Source organism: Stenotrophomonas sp. YJH_SMC_105-26 (assembly GCF_059368915.1).
This window is the reverse complement of sequence record NZ_JCAFSD010000005.1, coordinates 50655-66080: the sequence shown is the minus strand read 5'-3', so window position 1 is coordinate 66080 and position 15426 is coordinate 50655. Positions and strand designations below refer to the sequence as shown.

16 protein-coding genes are annotated in these 15426 nt (G+C 68.6%); 14 read left to right on the top strand and 2 right to left on the bottom strand.

The window, feature by feature from the left end; translation table 11 throughout:
- Window positions 1–45 precede the first annotated feature (45 nt).
- Window positions 46–360, bottom strand: a complete 315-nt coding sequence (locus AC5P7F_RS13255; RefSeq protein ID WP_014647378.1) for an AzlD family protein — start codon at window positions 358–360, stop codon at window positions 46–48.
- Window positions 357–1088 (bottom strand): AzlC family ABC transporter permease, encoded by a 732-nt coding sequence (locus tag AC5P7F_RS13250; RefSeq protein ID WP_049439472.1) that lies wholly within the window; start codon window positions 1086–1088, stop codon window positions 357–359. The genes AC5P7F_RS13255 and AC5P7F_RS13250 overlap by 4 nt, the downstream gene beginning before the upstream one ends.
- A gap of 127 nt (window positions 1089–1215) precedes the next feature.
- On the opposite strand from AC5P7F_RS13250, the gene AC5P7F_RS13245 reads away from it, so the two are divergent.
- From AC5P7F_RS13245 to AC5P7F_RS13180, 14 genes are all read left to right on the top strand, one after another.
- A complete protein-coding gene (locus AC5P7F_RS13245) occupies window positions 1216–1680 on the top strand; it encodes an Lrp/AsnC family transcriptional regulator (RefSeq protein ID WP_111205433.1) in 465 nt (154 codons plus the stop codon).
- A gap of 527 nt (window positions 1681–2207) precedes the next feature.
- The gene (locus tag AC5P7F_RS13240; protein ID WP_164077140.1) at window positions 2208–2888 is read left to right on the top strand and encodes a TonB-dependent receptor; all 681 of its coding nucleotides are present in this window, start codon (window positions 2208–2210) and stop codon (window positions 2886–2888) included.
- A gap of 16 nt (window positions 2889–2904) precedes the next feature.
- A complete protein-coding gene (locus tag AC5P7F_RS13235) occupies window positions 2905–3435 on the top strand; it encodes an RNA polymerase sigma factor (protein WP_032961748.1) in 531 nt (176 codons plus the stop codon).
- 69 nt (window positions 3436–3504) lie between these two features.
- Window positions 3505–4485 (top strand): FecR family protein, encoded by a 981-nt coding sequence (locus AC5P7F_RS13230; protein WP_111206989.1) that lies wholly within the window; start codon window positions 3505–3507, stop codon window positions 4483–4485.
- A 58-nt stretch (window positions 4486–4543) separates the two neighbouring features.
- Window positions 4544–5095 carry a hypothetical protein gene (locus AC5P7F_RS13225; protein ID WP_164077139.1) on the top strand — a complete coding sequence of 184 codons (552 nt, stop codon included), beginning with the start codon at window positions 4544–4546 and terminating at the stop codon, window positions 5093–5095.
- A 144-nt stretch (window positions 5096–5239) separates the two neighbouring features.
- Window positions 5240–5797, top strand: coding sequence for a hypothetical protein (locus tag AC5P7F_RS13220; RefSeq protein ID WP_239510484.1), 558 nt, complete (start codon window positions 5240–5242; stop codon window positions 5795–5797).
- 57 nt (window positions 5798–5854) lie between these two features.
- On the top strand, window positions 5855–6292 hold the full coding sequence (gene gspG / locus AC5P7F_RS13215) for a type II secretion system major pseudopilin GspG (RefSeq protein ID WP_014647371.1): 438 nt from the start codon (window positions 5855–5857) through the stop codon (window positions 6290–6292).
- Between the two features lie 9 nt (window positions 6293–6301).
- Complete coding sequence (gene gspK / locus AC5P7F_RS13210) at window positions 6302–7207, top strand: type II secretion system minor pseudopilin GspK (protein ID WP_164077137.1); 906 nt, start codon at window positions 6302–6304, stop codon at window positions 7205–7207.
- Window positions 7204–8367 carry a type II secretion system protein GspL gene (gene gspL / locus AC5P7F_RS13205; protein WP_164077136.1) on the top strand — a complete coding sequence of 388 codons (1164 nt, stop codon included), beginning with the start codon at window positions 7204–7206 and terminating at the stop codon, window positions 8365–8367. The genes gspK and gspL overlap by 4 nt, the downstream gene beginning before the upstream one ends.
- Complete coding sequence (locus AC5P7F_RS13200) at window positions 8364–8891, top strand: type II secretion system protein M (RefSeq protein ID WP_014647368.1); 528 nt, start codon at window positions 8364–8366, stop codon at window positions 8889–8891. Before gspL ends, AC5P7F_RS13200 begins: the two co-directional genes overlap by 4 nt.
- Window positions 8888–11269, top strand: a complete 2382-nt coding sequence (gene gspD / locus AC5P7F_RS13195; protein WP_164077135.1) for a type II secretion system secretin GspD — start codon at window positions 8888–8890, stop codon at window positions 11267–11269. The genes AC5P7F_RS13200 and gspD overlap by 4 nt, the downstream gene beginning before the upstream one ends.
- The gene (gene gspE / locus AC5P7F_RS13190; protein ID WP_164077134.1) at window positions 11266–12699 is read left to right on the top strand and encodes a type II secretion system ATPase GspE; all 1434 of its coding nucleotides are present in this window, start codon (window positions 11266–11268) and stop codon (window positions 12697–12699) included. The genes gspD and gspE overlap by 4 nt, the downstream gene beginning before the upstream one ends.
- A 7-nt stretch (window positions 12700–12706) precedes the next feature.
- Window positions 12707–13906: a type II secretion system inner membrane protein GspF gene (gene gspF / locus AC5P7F_RS13185; RefSeq protein WP_049439488.1), complete on the top strand. Its 1200-nt coding sequence runs from the start codon at window positions 12707–12709 to the stop codon at window positions 13904–13906.
- Window positions 13907–14217: 311 nt separating this feature from the next.
- Entirely contained in the window at window positions 14218–15393 is a 1176-nt protein-coding gene (locus AC5P7F_RS13180; protein ID WP_164077133.1) for a substrate-binding domain-containing protein, read from the top strand.
- Window positions 15394–15426: the final 33 nt, after the last annotated feature.

Below are 15426 nucleotides of genomic sequence, written 5' to 3'. Positions count from 1 at the left end.
CTGCGATGACTGGCCAGCGCCGGGCCTTTGCCCGGCGCACCGCAGTCAGCCCATCAGGTAGCGCAGCAGCCCGGCCGAGGCCACGCCGATCAGCACCGTCGGCAGCATCGACAGCCGCGTGGCGGCCAGCAGGGTGATCGCCAGCGCGGCCAGGTCGGCGGGCTTGTCGGCGACGAAATCCGGAGCGATCACCGAGATCAGCACGCAGCCCGGGGCGGCTTCCATCACCGTCACCGCGCGCTTGCCCAGCGTGCGGTTGCGCAGCGCGAGGAAGCCGACGATGCGGGTCAGGTAGGTGGCGGCGGCCATCAGCACGATGGTCAGCACCGAGGACCAGTGGATCAGGCCGTTGAAGATCATGCTGCGTCCTCCGCCAGCAGCCAGGCGGCGGCCAGGCCGGCCAATGCGCCGCTGGCCACGTACCACGCACCCGGGATCAGCAGATAGGTGGCGGCGGCCACGACCAGGCTGACCAGCCACGGGCGCGCGGCCTTCATGCCCTGCCACATGCCGCGCAGCAGCACCAGGAACACGGCGGGGAAGGCCATGTCGAAGCCGTAGGCGTGGATGTCGCCCAGCAGCGGCCCGACGATCGCACCCAGCGCGGTGCAGGCCACCCAGACGGTGTAGAGGCCCGCGGAGACGCCCAGGTAATAGGCCAGGCTGAAGCCGAGCGCACGGCGGCGCGCATCGGCCACGCCCATCGCCCAGCTTTCGTCACACATGAAGAACAACGCCGGCAGCACCCGGCGGCGCGGCAGGTGCTGCAGCAGTGGGGCCAGGCTGGCGCCCATCAGCAGATGGCGGCTGTTGACCAGTGCGGTGATCGCCACGATCAGTGCGATGTGCGGTGGCGAGGTCCACAGTTCGACGGCGGCGAACTCCGAGCCGCCAGCGAAGTTGAGGCCCGTCATCAGTGGTACTTCCAGTGCGCTCAGGCCCTTCTGCGCGGCCTGCGCGCCGAGCACCAGGGCGAAGGGAATGAAACCGATCATCACCGGCACGGCGGCGCGCAGGCCGCGCAGGAATTCGGCACGCGGCGCGGTATCGCAGGTGTCGGGCAGGGGGAGGGTGGTACGGGCGTCCATGGAACGGCACAACGAGGTGGGGGTGGCCCATGCTAGCGGTCCGATCGCGAAATCGGGTTGCGTTGATGCCACTGGATTCTGGATGATTGATATTTCATGCGGCCAAAAGTGACAAGGACGAAATCCCATGCAGTATCAGCTCGACAACCTCGATCGGCGTATCCTCGACGCCCTGCAGCGCGACGGCCGCCTGCAGAACCTGGAGCTTGCCCGGCTGGTCGGGCTGTCGCCGTCGGCCTGCCTGCGTCGGGTGCGGCTGCTGGAGGAAGGCGGCTACATCGACCGCTACGTGGCCTTGTTGAACGAGGCCAAGGTGGGCCGTGGCTTCACGGTATTCGTCCGCGTGTGGCTGCGCGGGCAGGACGAGGACACCACCAATCACTTCATCAACAGCATCAAGTCGTTCCCGGAAGTGCTTGAATGCCATCTGATGGCCGGTGACTGCGATTTCCTGCTGCGGGTGGCGGTGGCCGACCTTGATGCCTACCGGCAGTTCCAGATGCAGCACCTGAACCGGATCGCCGGCGTGCAGAACACCAAGACCGAGATTCCGATGCAGCGGATCAAGCAGACGACCCGGCTGCCGCTGTGAAGGGCGGGGGTTTCCGCCCGGGTGGCGCCCGGCACCCGCAGGTAGTGCCGGCCGCTGGCCGGCAACCCCAGAAGCAACAGCCGAAGCAACAGCGTGCATTCCGTTGGATGGCGGGGTGGGTCCGGTTGCAGGGGACGCCGTAAACCCTTCCATGGGGGCTTGGCCGCGGCATCCATGCCGCGGACACCCCTGCAACCAGACCCACCCCCGCCTTCGACAGTTCCCCGCAATCTGCCGGAACGGCATGAACTGCTCCTGGTGGGTGTCGACCTTGGTCGACACGTCTGGGCCGGCACGGGGTCGGATCCCGTTGCTGCGCAACGGGCTCTGACCCCAGGCGTGGATGAGGTGGTCTGTTCGATTTATTGATTCCTGATGGGTGACTGGCTTCACGTCGGCCGTAGGCGGCGGTCATCGCAATGACATGTGGCCCCGCTACGGTTTGAGCCCGCTTGCGGGTCGCGCGCGGGCCGGGGTTCCGGTCGTGGTGCGCGTCCACTGCAGCTGCTGTCGCTGCCGAGGGTCATGTGTTCTACGTCAGGGGGCTGAATGGACACCATGCGGTCAGAACTTGGAAGGTGGCCATCGTCGCGTGGCTGCTGCTGTCCTTTGCCGCTGCCGCACAGGACGGAGTTCATGCCTACGACATCCCTGCGCAGCCGCTGGAACAGGCGGTCGAGCGCTTCAGCGTCATCAGTGGGTGGTCGGTGATGTACCCGGGCGACCTGGCCGCGGGCCGCAGCAGCCATGCGCTGCGCGCCAGCCTGGAGCCGCTGCCTGCCTTGCAGGTGCTGTTGCAGGACTCCGGCATCGAGGTCGAGGTGATCGGCGCGCAGCGCGTGGTGCTGCGCCGGGGCACGTCCTCGGCCGCCGAACCCCGTGTTGGTGCCGAACTTCCCGAGGCCGAACGTCGGCGTCGCTATGGCGGGCTGCAGCAGCGGCTGCGTGCGGCGTTCTGTGACGACCCGGAGATCGCGCCCGGCCGCTACGCCGCGACGCTGCGCTTCCGCATCGACGGCGCGGGCCGGGTGAGCGAGCCCGAGCTGCTGTCCGGCAGTGGTAGTGCCCGCCGCGATGCACGCCTGCTGCAGGCGCTGCAGGGCCTGGTGCTGGCGACCGAGGCCGCCGCGCTGGCGCAGCCGGTGACCCTGCAGATCCGTCCTTCCGGCACCGACCACGACTGTGGCGGGCGCGCGCCCCTTCCATGACTTCAAGGATTCGAACATGAGCAACGGTACGGCTGGCGCAGTTGACCTGATGGACCACCTTCTGGGGGCCTACGACGAGCTGAAGCGCCGGTTGGTGCGCAAGCTGGGATCGGAGGAGCTGGCCGGTGACGCGCTGCAGGACACCTGGATGCGCCTGAGTGCGCGCCGTGACCGCCTGGACGCCGTGCAGAACCCTGCGGCCTACCTGCTGCGCATGGCGATGAATACCGTGATCGACCGCCAACGTGCCGACCATCGCCTGCTGAGCCTGGAAGAGGTGGAGACGCTGATGGACATGGCCGACCCGGCACCGGGGCCGGCGCAGGCGGCCGAACTGGACTTCGCGCTGGAGGACATGGTGGGCCTGCTGCAGCGCATGCCCGAGCGGCGTCGCCGCATCCTGCTGGCAATCCGCGTCGATGGCCTGCAGCAGCGTGACGTCGCCGATCACCTCGGCGTGTCGCTGCGGCTGGTGCAGCGTGAGCTGAAGGCGGCCCAGGACTACCTGGCCGAGCGCAGCGGGCAGGGGCGCCAGGTGCGGTTCTGAGCGGCGGCATCCGTCTACACTTTGACGCCGAGCAGAACCCCGCAGCGTGCGGGTGCGGCATGAGCCCCCATGGATCCTGACGATCACCCGCAACGCCCGCTGGATGCCGTCGAGCGCCAGGCGCACGCGTGGGTGGTGCGGCTGACCTCGGGCGAGGCTACCGCGGCCGACGGGCGCAGCTTCCGCGCGTGGTGCGAGGCTGATCCCCGTCATCGCGAAGCATTCGGCCGTGCGCGCCGGCAATGGGAGCAGGTACGCCTGGCCGGCGAGCAGCTGCCTGCCGCCGCACGCCAACCGGTCGCGCCGACGCCGACCCAGCGCTGGAGCCGGCGTGCCTTCCTGGGCGCCGCGATTGCCGCCCCGGCCAGCCTGGCAGTGGTGGCGGCGATCCGTCCGCCGCTGGGGCTGTGGCCCTCGGTGACGGCGATGACGGCCGACTTCCACACCGGTACCGGTGAACGGCTGCAGATCGCACCTTCGCCACAGCTGAAGATCGAGCTGGATACGCAGAGCAGCCTGCGCCGCCGTGCGGACACGGAGGGCGAAGGCTTCGAGCTGGTGCAGGGCCAGGCCGCGATCGAGACCCGGGCCGGTCTGCGCCTGGCCCTGTTCGCAGGGGCGGGCTGCGTGATTGCCGATGAAGGGGCGGTGCGCCTGGACGTGCGCAACACCCACGGCCAGGTACGGGTGACCTGCCTGCAGGGCAGCGCCCGGATCGAGCACCCGCAGGGCCGCCTGCAGCTGCAGGCGGGCCAGCAGACCCGGTACGACGAGCGCCTCAGTGGCGTGGTGGCCGAAGCCGTGGCCTCGGAAGTGAGTGCCTGGACCGAAGGCATGCTGGTGTTCCGCCGGGCGCCGCTGCGCGAGGTGGTGGAGGAGATCAACCGCTACCGCCGCGGCAAGGTGCTGCTGGGTGAATCGGCATTGGCGCGCGCCCCGGTCAGCGGCCGCTTCCGCATCGATGATCCGGATGCGGCGCTGGAGCAGCTGCGACTGACGATGTCGCTGGATCTGCGTCGCTTTCCAGGTGGCATTGCCGTCCTTGGTTAGGTGAAGACGCTGGCCGTGCGCGCCGCGCAGGGCTGTTGCAAGCAAGGAGACGCCAAGGATGCGCAACGAGACCATCGGTGTGCTGGATCTGCGCCGCAATCTGTCGGCGTTGCTGGAAACCACCCAGCGACGGCCGTTGATGGTGCACCGCTACGGCTCGCCATGGGTATGCGTGGTATCGGACGCACAGTGGCAGCAACAGGCCGTGCTGCTGGACTTCGATCCGCAGTCGCACCCGCTGGCGATGCTGTTGCGCCTGCAGCAGCAGGTGCTGCCGCTGGCTGAAACCGGTGTGTTGCCGCCTGCGGCGCTGGCACGCGCGCTGCTGCTGATGGACATGCATGGCATCAGGGATCTCGCGCAGCTGCACGAGCAGGTGCTGCACCACCGGCTGTGGCACTGGTTCGTGGCGGGCACCCGCGGGGTGATGGACGGCTGGCAGCTGCCGGCGGTGCGCATTGCGATGGCGTCGTGGGGCGATGACGTGGACATGACAGACGCGCTGATCGCGTTCGCCGCGCGCAGCGACGTTGCGGTACTGGCCCGCCGCTGCGGGGGTGACGCACCGCGCCTGCAGCGCGAAGCCTGCAGGCGGATGACGCTGCGATGACGTTGCCGATGAAGCACCACCCAGCGCACAGAGCGGCATTCGCGCTGTCGCTTCACCTGCCTTGCTGACGTCTTTTCCAGAGTACGACGCACCACGCGTCGCGGAGCACGGGCGACGCAGATGGCAGACAGTCGCAGGATCAGCATGCTGGAGCTGGATCGCCACCTGAGCCGGTCGCTGGAGCAGGCGCGGCACACGCCCTTGAATGTGCAACGCTACGGGCACTCGTGGGTCTGGGTGCTGTCCAGTGATGCCTGGGCCGATGCCGCGCGCTGGGCGGCACTGGACAGCAGCGCGCATCCATTGGCGGCGCTGCGGCGCGCCCTTGATCTGCAGCTGCGGCCGTGGTCCGAAGCAGCCATGAACGCGCTGCCGCTTGACGCAGGCGATGTGCGGCTGCTGCAGCGTGCGGCCCTGCTGGTGGTCGTGCGTGACCTCAACAGTGCGCAGCGCGTGTACGACGATCTGCGCTATCACCAGGCCTACCGCACGTTCATCGGCCTCGACCATGGCACCGCGTGGTCGCCGATGCAGTGCGTGCGCCTGTTGCAGGCGTGCGCGCTTCCGCTGCTGCGCGGCTGCATCGACGAAACGCTGGCCAGTGTGCCGCCACACCTGCTCGAGGCGGCACGCGGGCCGGCTGCGCCGGCGCCCGCCCAGGCACATGCGCAGCGAATTGCCGGCGGATGTTTATCGTACTGACACATGCACCGCTGACCATGGCGCAGCGGTCTCTTCCAGGATGACGAGGGCGGAACAATGGCAAGGCAGGTGGGTGGTCGCAGGGCTCGGCAGCAGGGTTTCAGCCTGATCGAGATCATGGTGGTGGTGGTGATCATCGGCATTCTCGCGGCATTGATCGTGCCGCGCTTGATGGACCGTCCCGACCAGGCGCGCGTGGTGGCGGCGCGCCAGGACATCGCGGCGCTGATGCAGGCGCTGAAGTTGTTCAAGCTGGACAATGGTCGCTATCCCAGCGCCGAGCAGGGCCTGCAGGCGCTGGTGAAGCCGCCGCAGGGCAGTGGCGCGATGCCGGTCACGCCCTATCTGGATCGCCTGCCGAACGACCCGTGGGGCCATCCGTACCAATATCAGGTGCCTGGCACACATGGCGACATCGATGTGTTCTCGCTGGGTGCGGACAGCAAGCCCGGTGGCGACGCCGGGAACGCGGACATCGGCTCGTGGCAGCTGTGAGGCAGGCCGATGTCAGCCCGGATGCGGTCTGTTTCGAGTGTCCGTCAACGTGGCATGGCGGTGATCGTCGCCCTGCTGGTGGTGGCACTGGTGGCAGTGATTGCCACTGCACTGCTCACCCGGCAGTCGGCCCAGCTGCGCGCGCTGCGTGGTGACCAGCTGCGCGCACAGGTACACATGGCCGTGGACGCAACGCTGGAACGTGCGGCGCAGCAGCTGCGTGAGGACGCAAAGGAACAGCTGACCACGGTGCGCAGCGGGCGCTGGGTGCGCCCATTGGAGCTGCAGGCGCCGTTGCCGGTGCAGCTGCAGCTGGTCGATGCGCAGTCGATGTTCAACCTGCGCAATCTGCTTGCGCATGGCAGGCCGGACCCCGAGGCGCGGCGCGCGTTCATCGCGTTGTGTGCCGGGCAGGGGCTGGGCCAGGGCGCCTGCACATCCGCCGCGGACCACATCCAGGCGCGCCTGCGCGATGGCGACATGCAGGCGCAGGCGCCGCTGCCGCGCGAATCACTGATCGAACAGGCGCTGCCGGGTGCCGATCCGGTGGCGTTGCAGGCGCTGGCGCGACGCACCGTGGTGTTGCCGGCACAGACCCTGGTCAATGCCAACACCAGCGACCTGCGCGTTCTGCAGGCGGTGACGCCTGCGGTCGAGCCGGCACGGCTGCAGGCGCTGCTCGGTGAGCGCGACGCTGGCCATTGGCTGCTCAATCGCGGCGACATCGCCAACCGACTCCAACTGAGCAACGAACAGATGGCGGTACTTCCCTTGGGTATCCATAGCGAGTGGTTCCTGGCTGTCGGCCGGGTGCAGGCTGACGGCAGCGCGGTTGATTTCCGCGCGCTGCTCTGGCGCGAGTACCGCGACGATGGCGTGCGTGTGCAACGCGTGTGGACGAGGATCGGCGCATGAACGGGCAGCTTCGGGTGCGCCTGCCGACGCTTGAGGGTCTGCACGCCGACAGCGCGGTGGACTGGGCGCAGCTGCACAAGGGCGAGGTGCTGGCCCACGGTTGCGCCACGCTGGCGGCGCTGGGTCTGCGGCATCCGCGGGCTGCGGTGCATGCCTGCCTCGATCCGGGCGACCTGATCCTGCTGGAACTGCAGCTGCCACCGTTGTCCGGGCGCCGCCTGCAGTTGGCGTTGCAGGGTGAGGTGGAGGCGATGTTGCTGGATGACCTGCAGGACGTCGCGCTGGCCCACGGTGCGCAGGCGGCTGACGGTACGGTTCCGGTGGCCTGGCTCGGCCAGCAGGCGGTCCTGCAGGCGCAGCAGTTGCTGGCTTCGTGCGGACTGCAGCTGCAGGCACTCCATCCGACGCCCCTGCTGCTGCCCTGGCAGGACGGACAGGCCACCCTGCAGGTCAGCGGCGAGCACCTGCTGGTGCGAAGCGGGCGCGATCGGGGGTTCGTCCAGTGGCATGGCGGACGTGATGCGTGTGCAGTCATGCAGGCGCTGGGCGTGCGCCTGCGACAGGCCGGCGTGCAGGCCGTGCAATGGATCGGCAGCGTACCGCCGGCGTGGCCGGACAGCCTGCCGGCCACCGCCGTCATGAAGGAACGGCAGGCATGTGGCCCTCTGCCGGGGTGGTCACTGCCGCTGCCCGGTGCGGGTCGGCAAGCGCCACGCCTGGCAATCGGCCTCGCGTTGGCGGCAGTGCTGCTGGCCGCGCTCGGCCTGCAGCTGCAGGTCTGGCGTTGGCGGATCGAGGGCGAGGCGCTGCAACAGGACATGGCGCGGCAGTTCAGCGCACGCTTCCCGGAGATCACCGATGTGGTGGATCCGGTGCTGCAGGCAAGGCGTGCTCTGGCGGTGCCGCCACCAGCGCCACCGTTGCCGCCGTTGCAACGGCAGGTAGCCAGCACGCTGCTGGCGGTTCCGGAACTGGCCGGGCAGGTGCGCAGCCTGCATTACCAGCCCGGCCAGCTCGACATGGAGCTGGATGCCGATGCCCAGGCATTGGCCGACGATCCGCAGCGGCTTGAGCACTGGCAGCAGGCGCTGCAGGTGCAGGGCCTGCTGCTGGCGCGCGACGCCGGTGGGCGCCTGCGGGTGAGCGGAGCGGGACAGTGACGGCCCGCACCCTGCGGCTGGGCGGGGGGCTGGCCGGCCTGCAGCAGCGCTGGCAACGCCTGCCACCGCGCGACCGGCGGATGCTGTGGGTGATGGTGGTGGCGCTGCTGGTGGCGGGCCTGTGGTCGTTGTGGCTGGAGCCACTGCTGAAGCAGCGCACGCACTGGCAGGCCGAGCTACCGCGGCTGCAGGCGCAGTCGCGCGCACTGGCACCGCTGCTGCGCGTCCGTGAGCGCCAGCAGCTGGCGCAGGGCCAGCATCCGACACTTCCTGGGCTGCGCGATGGAATCAAGACCGCCGGCCTTGCCGACGGCCTGCATATCGAAGCGCGTGACGGGCGCTGGCACCTGCAGGTGCAGGCGGTGCCCGCCGATGCGCTATGGAACTGGCTGCTGCCGCTGCTGGCCGACCCGGCCATCGAGCTGCAGCAGCTGCAACTGACACGCACAGGGGACGCGAACATGCCGGCGGCACGGATTTCCGGAAACATCGTGATGGTGGCCACTGCGGGTGCCCATCCATGAGGGCGATGTGCAGCCTTGCCTGCAGTACTGCATTGGCCCTGATCGTGGGCATGGCCCACGTGCCGGCGCCGGTGGCAGCGCAGGACACACGCGATGAGCCGGTGCAGCTGAACCTGGTGGATACCGATATCGGTGGCGTGCTGCGGATGGCGGCACGGTTCACCGGCCGCCAGTTCCTGGTCGACCCACGGGTGACCGGCAAGATGACGGTGGTCTCCGATGGCCCGGTCAGCCGTACCCAGGCCTATCAGCTGCTGCTGGGCGCGCTGCGCATGCGCGGCTTCGCCGTGGTCGAGAATGGCGGCGTCAGCCGGGTGGTGCCGCAGGCCGACGCCAAGCTGCTCGGTGGCCGGGTGGGCAGTGGCGGTGCAGGAGGCGAGGTCGCCACGCGCACCTTTCCGCTGCGCTACGAGAACGCCGCCGCGCTGGTGGCGGTGCTGCGGCCGATGATCAGCCCGGACAATCCGATCACGGCGAACCCGGGCAACAACACTCTGGTGATCACCGACTATGCCGACAACCTGGAGCGCATCGCGCGGGTGATCGCCAGCGTCGACACGCCGGCCGGCATGGACACTGATGTGGTGAAGCTGCAGCAGGGCATCGCCGTAGACGTCGCGGCGATGGTCGCGCCGCTGCTGGATGCGCAGGGCGCAGAGCCCAGCCAGAAGGTGGTGGTGATGGCCGACCCCCGCAGCAACAGCGTGCTGCTGCGTTCCAGCAGTCCCGGGCGCACCCGTCTGGCCCGGCAGCTGGTGGAGAAGCTGGACCGCGCGCAGGACGAGTCCGGCAACCTGCATGTGGTCTACCTGCGCAATGCCCAGGCCAATCAGCTCGCCGGCGTGCTGCGCGGCGTGGTTGCGGGGCAGAGCGATGCGCCGGCAGTGGGCAGCAATGAAGGCATCACGCCACTGCCTGGCGATGCAAGCCGTTCCGCACCGGCGCAGCCGTCGCAGCCACAACAGGCCAGGACCGGCAGCAATGCGCTGGAATCGCAGCGGCTGGATCCGAACCGCCGCGACCCGATCGACGCCGGGAGCACCGGCTTCAGCCAGAACGGCATTTCGGTGCAGGCGGACGTGGCCACCAACACGCTGTTGATCTCGGCGCCGGAACCGGTGTACCGCAACCTGCGCCGGGTGATCGACCAGCTTGACCAGCGCCGTGCACAGGTGCTGGTGGAAAGCCTGATCGTGGAGGTCAACCAGACCGACGCGGCCGAACTGGGCGTGCAGTGGATGCTGGGCAATGGCCGCACCTTCGGCGGCACCCACTTCGGCGGCACCAGCGGTGGCAGCGGGCTGAACACCACCGCGCGCACCACTCTGGACGTGCTGCCCAAGGATGGCCTGAAGATCGGGGTGATCGACGGCACCATCAACCTGCCCGGCGTCGGCCAGATCCTCAACATGAAGGCGCTGGCCAACGCGCTGCAGAGCAAGGGCGGTGCCAACATCCTGTCCACGCCGAACCTGATGACGCTGGACAACGAGGCGGCCAGCATCATGGTCGGGCAGACCGTGCCGTTTGTGAGCGGCCGCTACGTGACCGACGGTGGCGGCGGCAGCAACAATCCATTCCAGACCATCGTGCGCGAGGACGTGGGCCTGAAGCTGCGGGTACGCCCGCAGATTTCCGAGGGCGGCACGGTGAAGCTGGACATCTACCAGGAAGTCAGCAGCATCGATGCGCAGAGCGCGAACAGCACGGCCGGCATCATCACCAACAAGCGCGCACTGGATACCAGCGTGCTGCTGGACGATGGCCAGATCATGGTGCTGGGTGGCCTGCTGGAAGACAGCGTCAGCCATGGCCGTGACGCGGTGCCGGGGTTGGGGAAGATTCCGGTGCTGGGTGCCTTGTTCCGCAGCGACACGCGCAGGCGCGCCAAGACCAACCTGATGGTGTTCCTGCGTCCGCACGTGGTGCGTGACCCGGCCGCCGGCCAGCGCCTGACCCGCGACCGCTATGACTACATGCGCAACGCGCAGGCTGGCGCGCAACCGGTGCAGAGCTGGGCATTGCCGGCGCTGTCGGCACCGCAGCTGCCGCCGCAGGACCTTTCTGTACTCGGCCAGGGCAATGCGCGCGATGGCCAGGGCCAGCCGCTGCAGAACACCAGCCTGGCAGTGTTGTATCCGGCCGGTGACGGCGATGCGCAGCTGGTGCAGTTCGCACAGGGGCTGGACCCGACCGGTGCCCGCCAGGGCGTGGCGCAGGTGCGGGCGCTGGGCCTGCAGGCCTATGCCGAGGCGACGCCGGGCGAGAGTGGCCAGCGCCTGCGGGTGCGGCTGCCGCGCGACCCGGCGACGCTGGACCCGGCACTGCAGCAACTGCGCGGGCTGGGCTACACGCCGGAACTGGTGATCGGACCGTGAGCGCCGCCGCGTCACTGCCGTACGCCTGGGTGCGCAGCCATGGGGTGATGCTGTCCGAGGTTGGCGGTGAGCCTGTGCTGCTGGGTACCGTCGATACCGCAGCGTGGGCTGTGGCCGAACTGCGCCGCCGGCATGGACCGTTGCCCTTCCAGGCACTGGATGCCGCGATGTGGCAGCAGCGGTTGGCTGAGCAGTACCGTGACGGCGGCGACGCCGCTGCCGTGGTCGGTGCCGCCGAGAGCGAAGTCGATCTGGACCGGCTGATGCAGGACATGCCGGAAGTCACCGATCTGCTGGACGCGCAGGATGATGCGCCGGTGATCCGCATGATCAACGCGCTGCTGGCGCAGGCCGCACGCGATGGCGCCAGCGATCTGCACATCGAGCCGTTCGAGACCCATTCGGTGGTGCGCTACCGGGTGGACGGCACGCTGCGCGACATGGTGCAGCCACGGCGCGCACTGCACGCAGCGCTGGTATCGCGCATCAAGATCATGGCCCACCTGGACATCGCCGAGAAGCGCCTGCCGCAGGACGGGCGCATCGCGATCCGCGTGGGTGGGCGTCCGCTGGATATCCGAGTCTCCACGGTGCCGACCGGGCATGGCGAGCGCGCCGTGCTGCGACTGCTGGAGAAGGATGCCGGCCGTCTGCAGCTGCAGCGCCTTGGCATGGCCGATGACACCCTGGCCACGTTCAGCGGATTGATCCGGCAGCCGCATGGCATCGTGCTGGTCACCGGCCCGACCGGTAGTGGCAAGACCACCTCGCTGTACGCCGCGTTGGGCCAGCTCGACAGCAGCACCAGCAACATCCTCACCGTGGAGGACCCGGTGGAGTACGACTTCGCCGGCATCGGCCAGATCCAGGTGAACGCGCGCATCGGCATGAGCTTCGGCACCGCGCTGCGCGCGATCCTGCGCCAGGACCCGGACACCATCATGATCGGCGAGATCCGCGACCTGGAGACCGCACAGATTGCGGTGCAGTCGTCGCTGACCGGACATGGCGTGCTGGCGTCCCTGCATACCAACGACGCGATCTCGGCAGTGACGCGCCTGGCCGACATGGGGGTGGAACCGTTCCTGCTGGCCTCGTCGCTGCGCGGTGTGCTGGCGCAGCGGCTGGTGCGGCGGCTGTGCACCCAATGCCGGCGTGCCGAGGTGGATGGGGACGGCCGTACCGTATGGCGCGCGTTGGGTTGCGCGGCTTGTGCCAACAGCGGCTACCGGGGGCGTACCGGCATCCACGAGTTGTTCGTGGTGGACGATCGCGTGCGTACGCTGATCCATGAGGGGCAGGGTGAACCTGCACTGCGCGAGGCGGCGCGGCGTGCCGGCATGCGGACCTTGCGTCAGGACGGCCAGCGTTGGGTCGACAGCGGGGTGACCACGCTGGAAGAGATCCTGCGCGTCACCGGCGACGACTGAGGCTTGCATGGCGCTGTTCGACTACCAGGCCGCCAACGCGCAGGGCCGCATCGAGAAGGGCCAGCTGGACGCTGACAGCCCGCGCGGTGCGCGGCAGTTGCTGCGCGGTCGTGGGCTGACACCCGTGCAGGTCAGCGTGGCGCGCAGTGCCGGCAGTGGCTGGGCTGCCCGGCGGCTGTCTGCCAGCGAGCTGGCCTGGGCCACGCGCCAGCTGGCCAGCCTGCTGGCCGCCAGCCTGCCGTTGGAAGGCGCCTTGAGTGCGGTGATCGAGCAGGCCGAACGCCCGCACGTGGCCCAGGCGCTCACCGCAGTACGCGCCGACGTGCGTGCCGGCCAGCGCCTGACCGTGGCGCTGGCAGCGCGGCCGCGCGATTTCCCGCCGATCTATCGGGCGCTGGTGGGTGCAGGTGAGGATTCCGGCGATCTGGCACGGGTGATGGAGCGCCTGGCCGACTACATCGAAGAGCGCAATGCGCTGCAGGCCAAGGTACTGACCGCCTTCATCTACCCGGCGGCGATCAGCCTGGTATCAGTGGCGATCGTGATCTTCCTGCTCAGCTACGTGGTGCCGCAGGTGGTGACCGCGTTCGTTCAGGCACGGCAGACGCTGCCGATGCTGACCCAGGTGATGCTGGCCGCCAGCGCGTTCGTGCGCAGCTGGGGCGTGTGGGCAGGGCTGGGCATCGCTGCGCTGGTGGTGGCCTGGCGGCTGGCGTTGCGGCGGCCGGAACTGCGCCTGCGCTGGGACGCGATGCTGCTGCGGGTCCCGATGGTCGGGCGCTTCGTGCTGGGTGTGAACAGTGCGCGCTTTGCCTCGACGCTGGCGATCCTGCTGGACGCCGGTGTCCCGCTGCTGCGTGCGCTTGAAGCGGCGCGGCAGACGCTTGGCAATGCGTTGCTGGCGCGCTGTGCCGATGATGTGGCTGCTCGCGTACGCGAAGGTGCGGCACTGGGTGCTGCGTTGAAGGTACAGAAGGTCTATCCGCCGATCCTGGTGCATCTGGTGGCCAGCGGCGAGAAGACCGGTTCGCTGGCGCCACTGCTCGAACGCGCCGCGCAGACGATCTCGCGCGAGATCGAGCGTCGCGCGATGGCGCTGACCGCACTGCTGGAACCGACCATGATCCTGGTGATGGGCGGCGTGGTGTTGACGATCGTGCTGGCGGTGCTGATGCCGATCATGGAAATGAACCAGCTGGTGCAGTGATGCGCAACGCGCATCACGGGTGGAGTCGACTGTCAGTCGACTGCTTCCCAAGCACACTTCGACAGGGCCAGCGCTCCGTGCACCAGTCGACGCACAGTCGACTCTACCCGGTCGCCGTCTTCGATTCTCCACACAATCCTCCACACCTTTTTCCGATCTTCCACAGGTTTCTTAAGCGGCCTGTCATCGGCGCGGACCAGCATGGACACGTCGCCGCAGAGTGGGCTGGGAGGCCCTCGGCGGCAGCAGGCGTGTAGTGACCGTTCCTCCCTTGGTGTTTCCCTTCGCAGTAAACCCTTCAGGAGAAGATCATGAACAAGTGCAAGACCCTGGCCGCGCTGGTTGCCACCGCGCTGCTCGCTACCGTGGGCGCCGCCTCGGCGCAGACCGTGACCGGCGGCGGTGCCTCGTTGCCGGCCGACCTCTACAAGGGTTCGTCCGACAGCATCCTGCCGGCGAACTTCAGCTACGCCGTGACCGGTTCGGGCACCGGCAAGAAGGCCTTCCTGGAAAACAACTCGCTGCTGTTCTCGACCACCGGCACCGTGCACTTCGCCGGCAGCGATTCGGTACTGAGCGGCACCGAGCTGAACACCTACACCACCAACTTCAACCAGCCGACCAATGCCAACCGCTACGGCGCGCTGATCCAGGTGCCGTCGGTGGCCACCTCGGTCACCATCCCGTTCAACAAGGCCGGTTCGGCGGTGAACCTGAGCGTGGCGCAGATCTGCGGCGTGTTCTCGGGCGCGATCAGCGACTGGTCGACCATCGATGCCAACCGCAGCGGCCCGATCCAGGTGGTGTACCGCGCGGAAAGCAGCGGCACCAGCGAAATGTTCAGCCGCTTCCTGACCGCGGCCTGTGCCGCTGAGAACGCTGACACCTCGAAGCTGGTGGGCGGCAAGTTTGCCATCAAGTCGACCTTCGCCGACCTGTACAAGCGCGATGCCAACGGCAACCTGCCGGCGTTCCTGGTGGCCGCCCCGGCCACCGGCGGCACCTCGCTGTACAACGCTGTCTACGCGGCTGAAGGCCGTATCGGCTACGTTGGCCCGGACGTGATCCCGAACCTGACCGATGCGACCAAGGTCGCCAAGGTCAAGGGCTTCTCGCCGGACCAGGTGAGCGTGCAGGCCACCCTGGACACCGTCGCTCCGCCGACCGGCACCGATGCAGAGAACCCCGCCAACTGGGTGCCGGTGTTCGGCAACCCGTCGGCCGGCTATCCGATCGCCGGGTACACCAACCTGGTGATCGGCCAGTGCTACAAGGATTCGAGCGTCGCCACCAGCCTGCGCGGCTTCCTGGCGCGCCACTATCCGGCGACCTACACCGTCGCGTATGAGAAGTCGATCACCGACCACGGCTTCATCCCGCTGACCAAGGTTTGGCGCGATGCGATCCGCAACCGCTTCGTGCTGGCCAGCAGCACTGCCGGCCTGAACAACCCCAGCACCTGCGCCGGCATCGGCCGTCCGCTGTAATCCGCAGCACGGGTTGAATCCTGCTTGACCCGA

Excerpts from the sequence above, each read along its gene's own strand:
- AC5P7F_RS13255 (WP_014647378.1), bottom strand. The coding sequence starts at position 360 with ATGATCTTCAACGGCCTGATCCACTGGTCCTCGGTGCTGACCATCGTG.
- AC5P7F_RS13250 (WP_049439472.1), bottom strand. The coding sequence starts at position 1,088 with ATGGACGCCCGTACCACCCTCCCCCTGCCCGACACCTGCGATACCGCG.
- AC5P7F_RS13245 (WP_111205433.1), top strand. The coding sequence starts at position 1,216 with ATGCAGTATCAGCTCGACAACCTCGATCGGCGTATCCTCGACGCCCTG.
- AC5P7F_RS13235 (WP_032961748.1), top strand. The coding sequence starts at position 2,905 with ATGAGCAACGGTACGGCTGGCGCAGTTGACCTGATGGACCACCTTCTG.
- AC5P7F_RS13230 (WP_111206989.1), top strand. The coding sequence starts at position 3,505 with ATGGATCCTGACGATCACCCGCAACGCCCGCTGGATGCCGTCGAGCGC.
- AC5P7F_RS13225 (WP_164077139.1), top strand. The coding sequence starts at position 4,544 with ATGCGCAACGAGACCATCGGTGTGCTGGATCTGCGCCGCAATCTGTCG.
- AC5P7F_RS13220 (WP_239510484.1), top strand. The coding sequence starts at position 5,240 with ATGCTGGAGCTGGATCGCCACCTGAGCCGGTCGCTGGAGCAGGCGCGG.
- gspG (WP_014647371.1), top strand. The coding sequence starts at position 5,855 with ATGGCAAGGCAGGTGGGTGGTCGCAGGGCTCGGCAGCAGGGTTTCAGC.
- gspK (WP_164077137.1), top strand. The coding sequence starts at position 6,302 with ATGTCAGCCCGGATGCGGTCTGTTTCGAGTGTCCGTCAACGTGGCATG.
- gspL (WP_164077136.1), top strand. The coding sequence starts at position 7,204 with ATGAACGGGCAGCTTCGGGTGCGCCTGCCGACGCTTGAGGGTCTGCAC.
- gspD (WP_164077135.1), top strand. The coding sequence starts at position 8,888 with ATGAGGGCGATGTGCAGCCTTGCCTGCAGTACTGCATTGGCCCTGATC.
- gspF (WP_049439488.1), top strand. The coding sequence starts at position 12,707 with ATGGCGCTGTTCGACTACCAGGCCGCCAACGCGCAGGGCCGCATCGAG.
- AC5P7F_RS13180 (WP_164077133.1), top strand. The coding sequence starts at position 14,218 with ATGAACAAGTGCAAGACCCTGGCCGCGCTGGTTGCCACCGCGCTGCTC.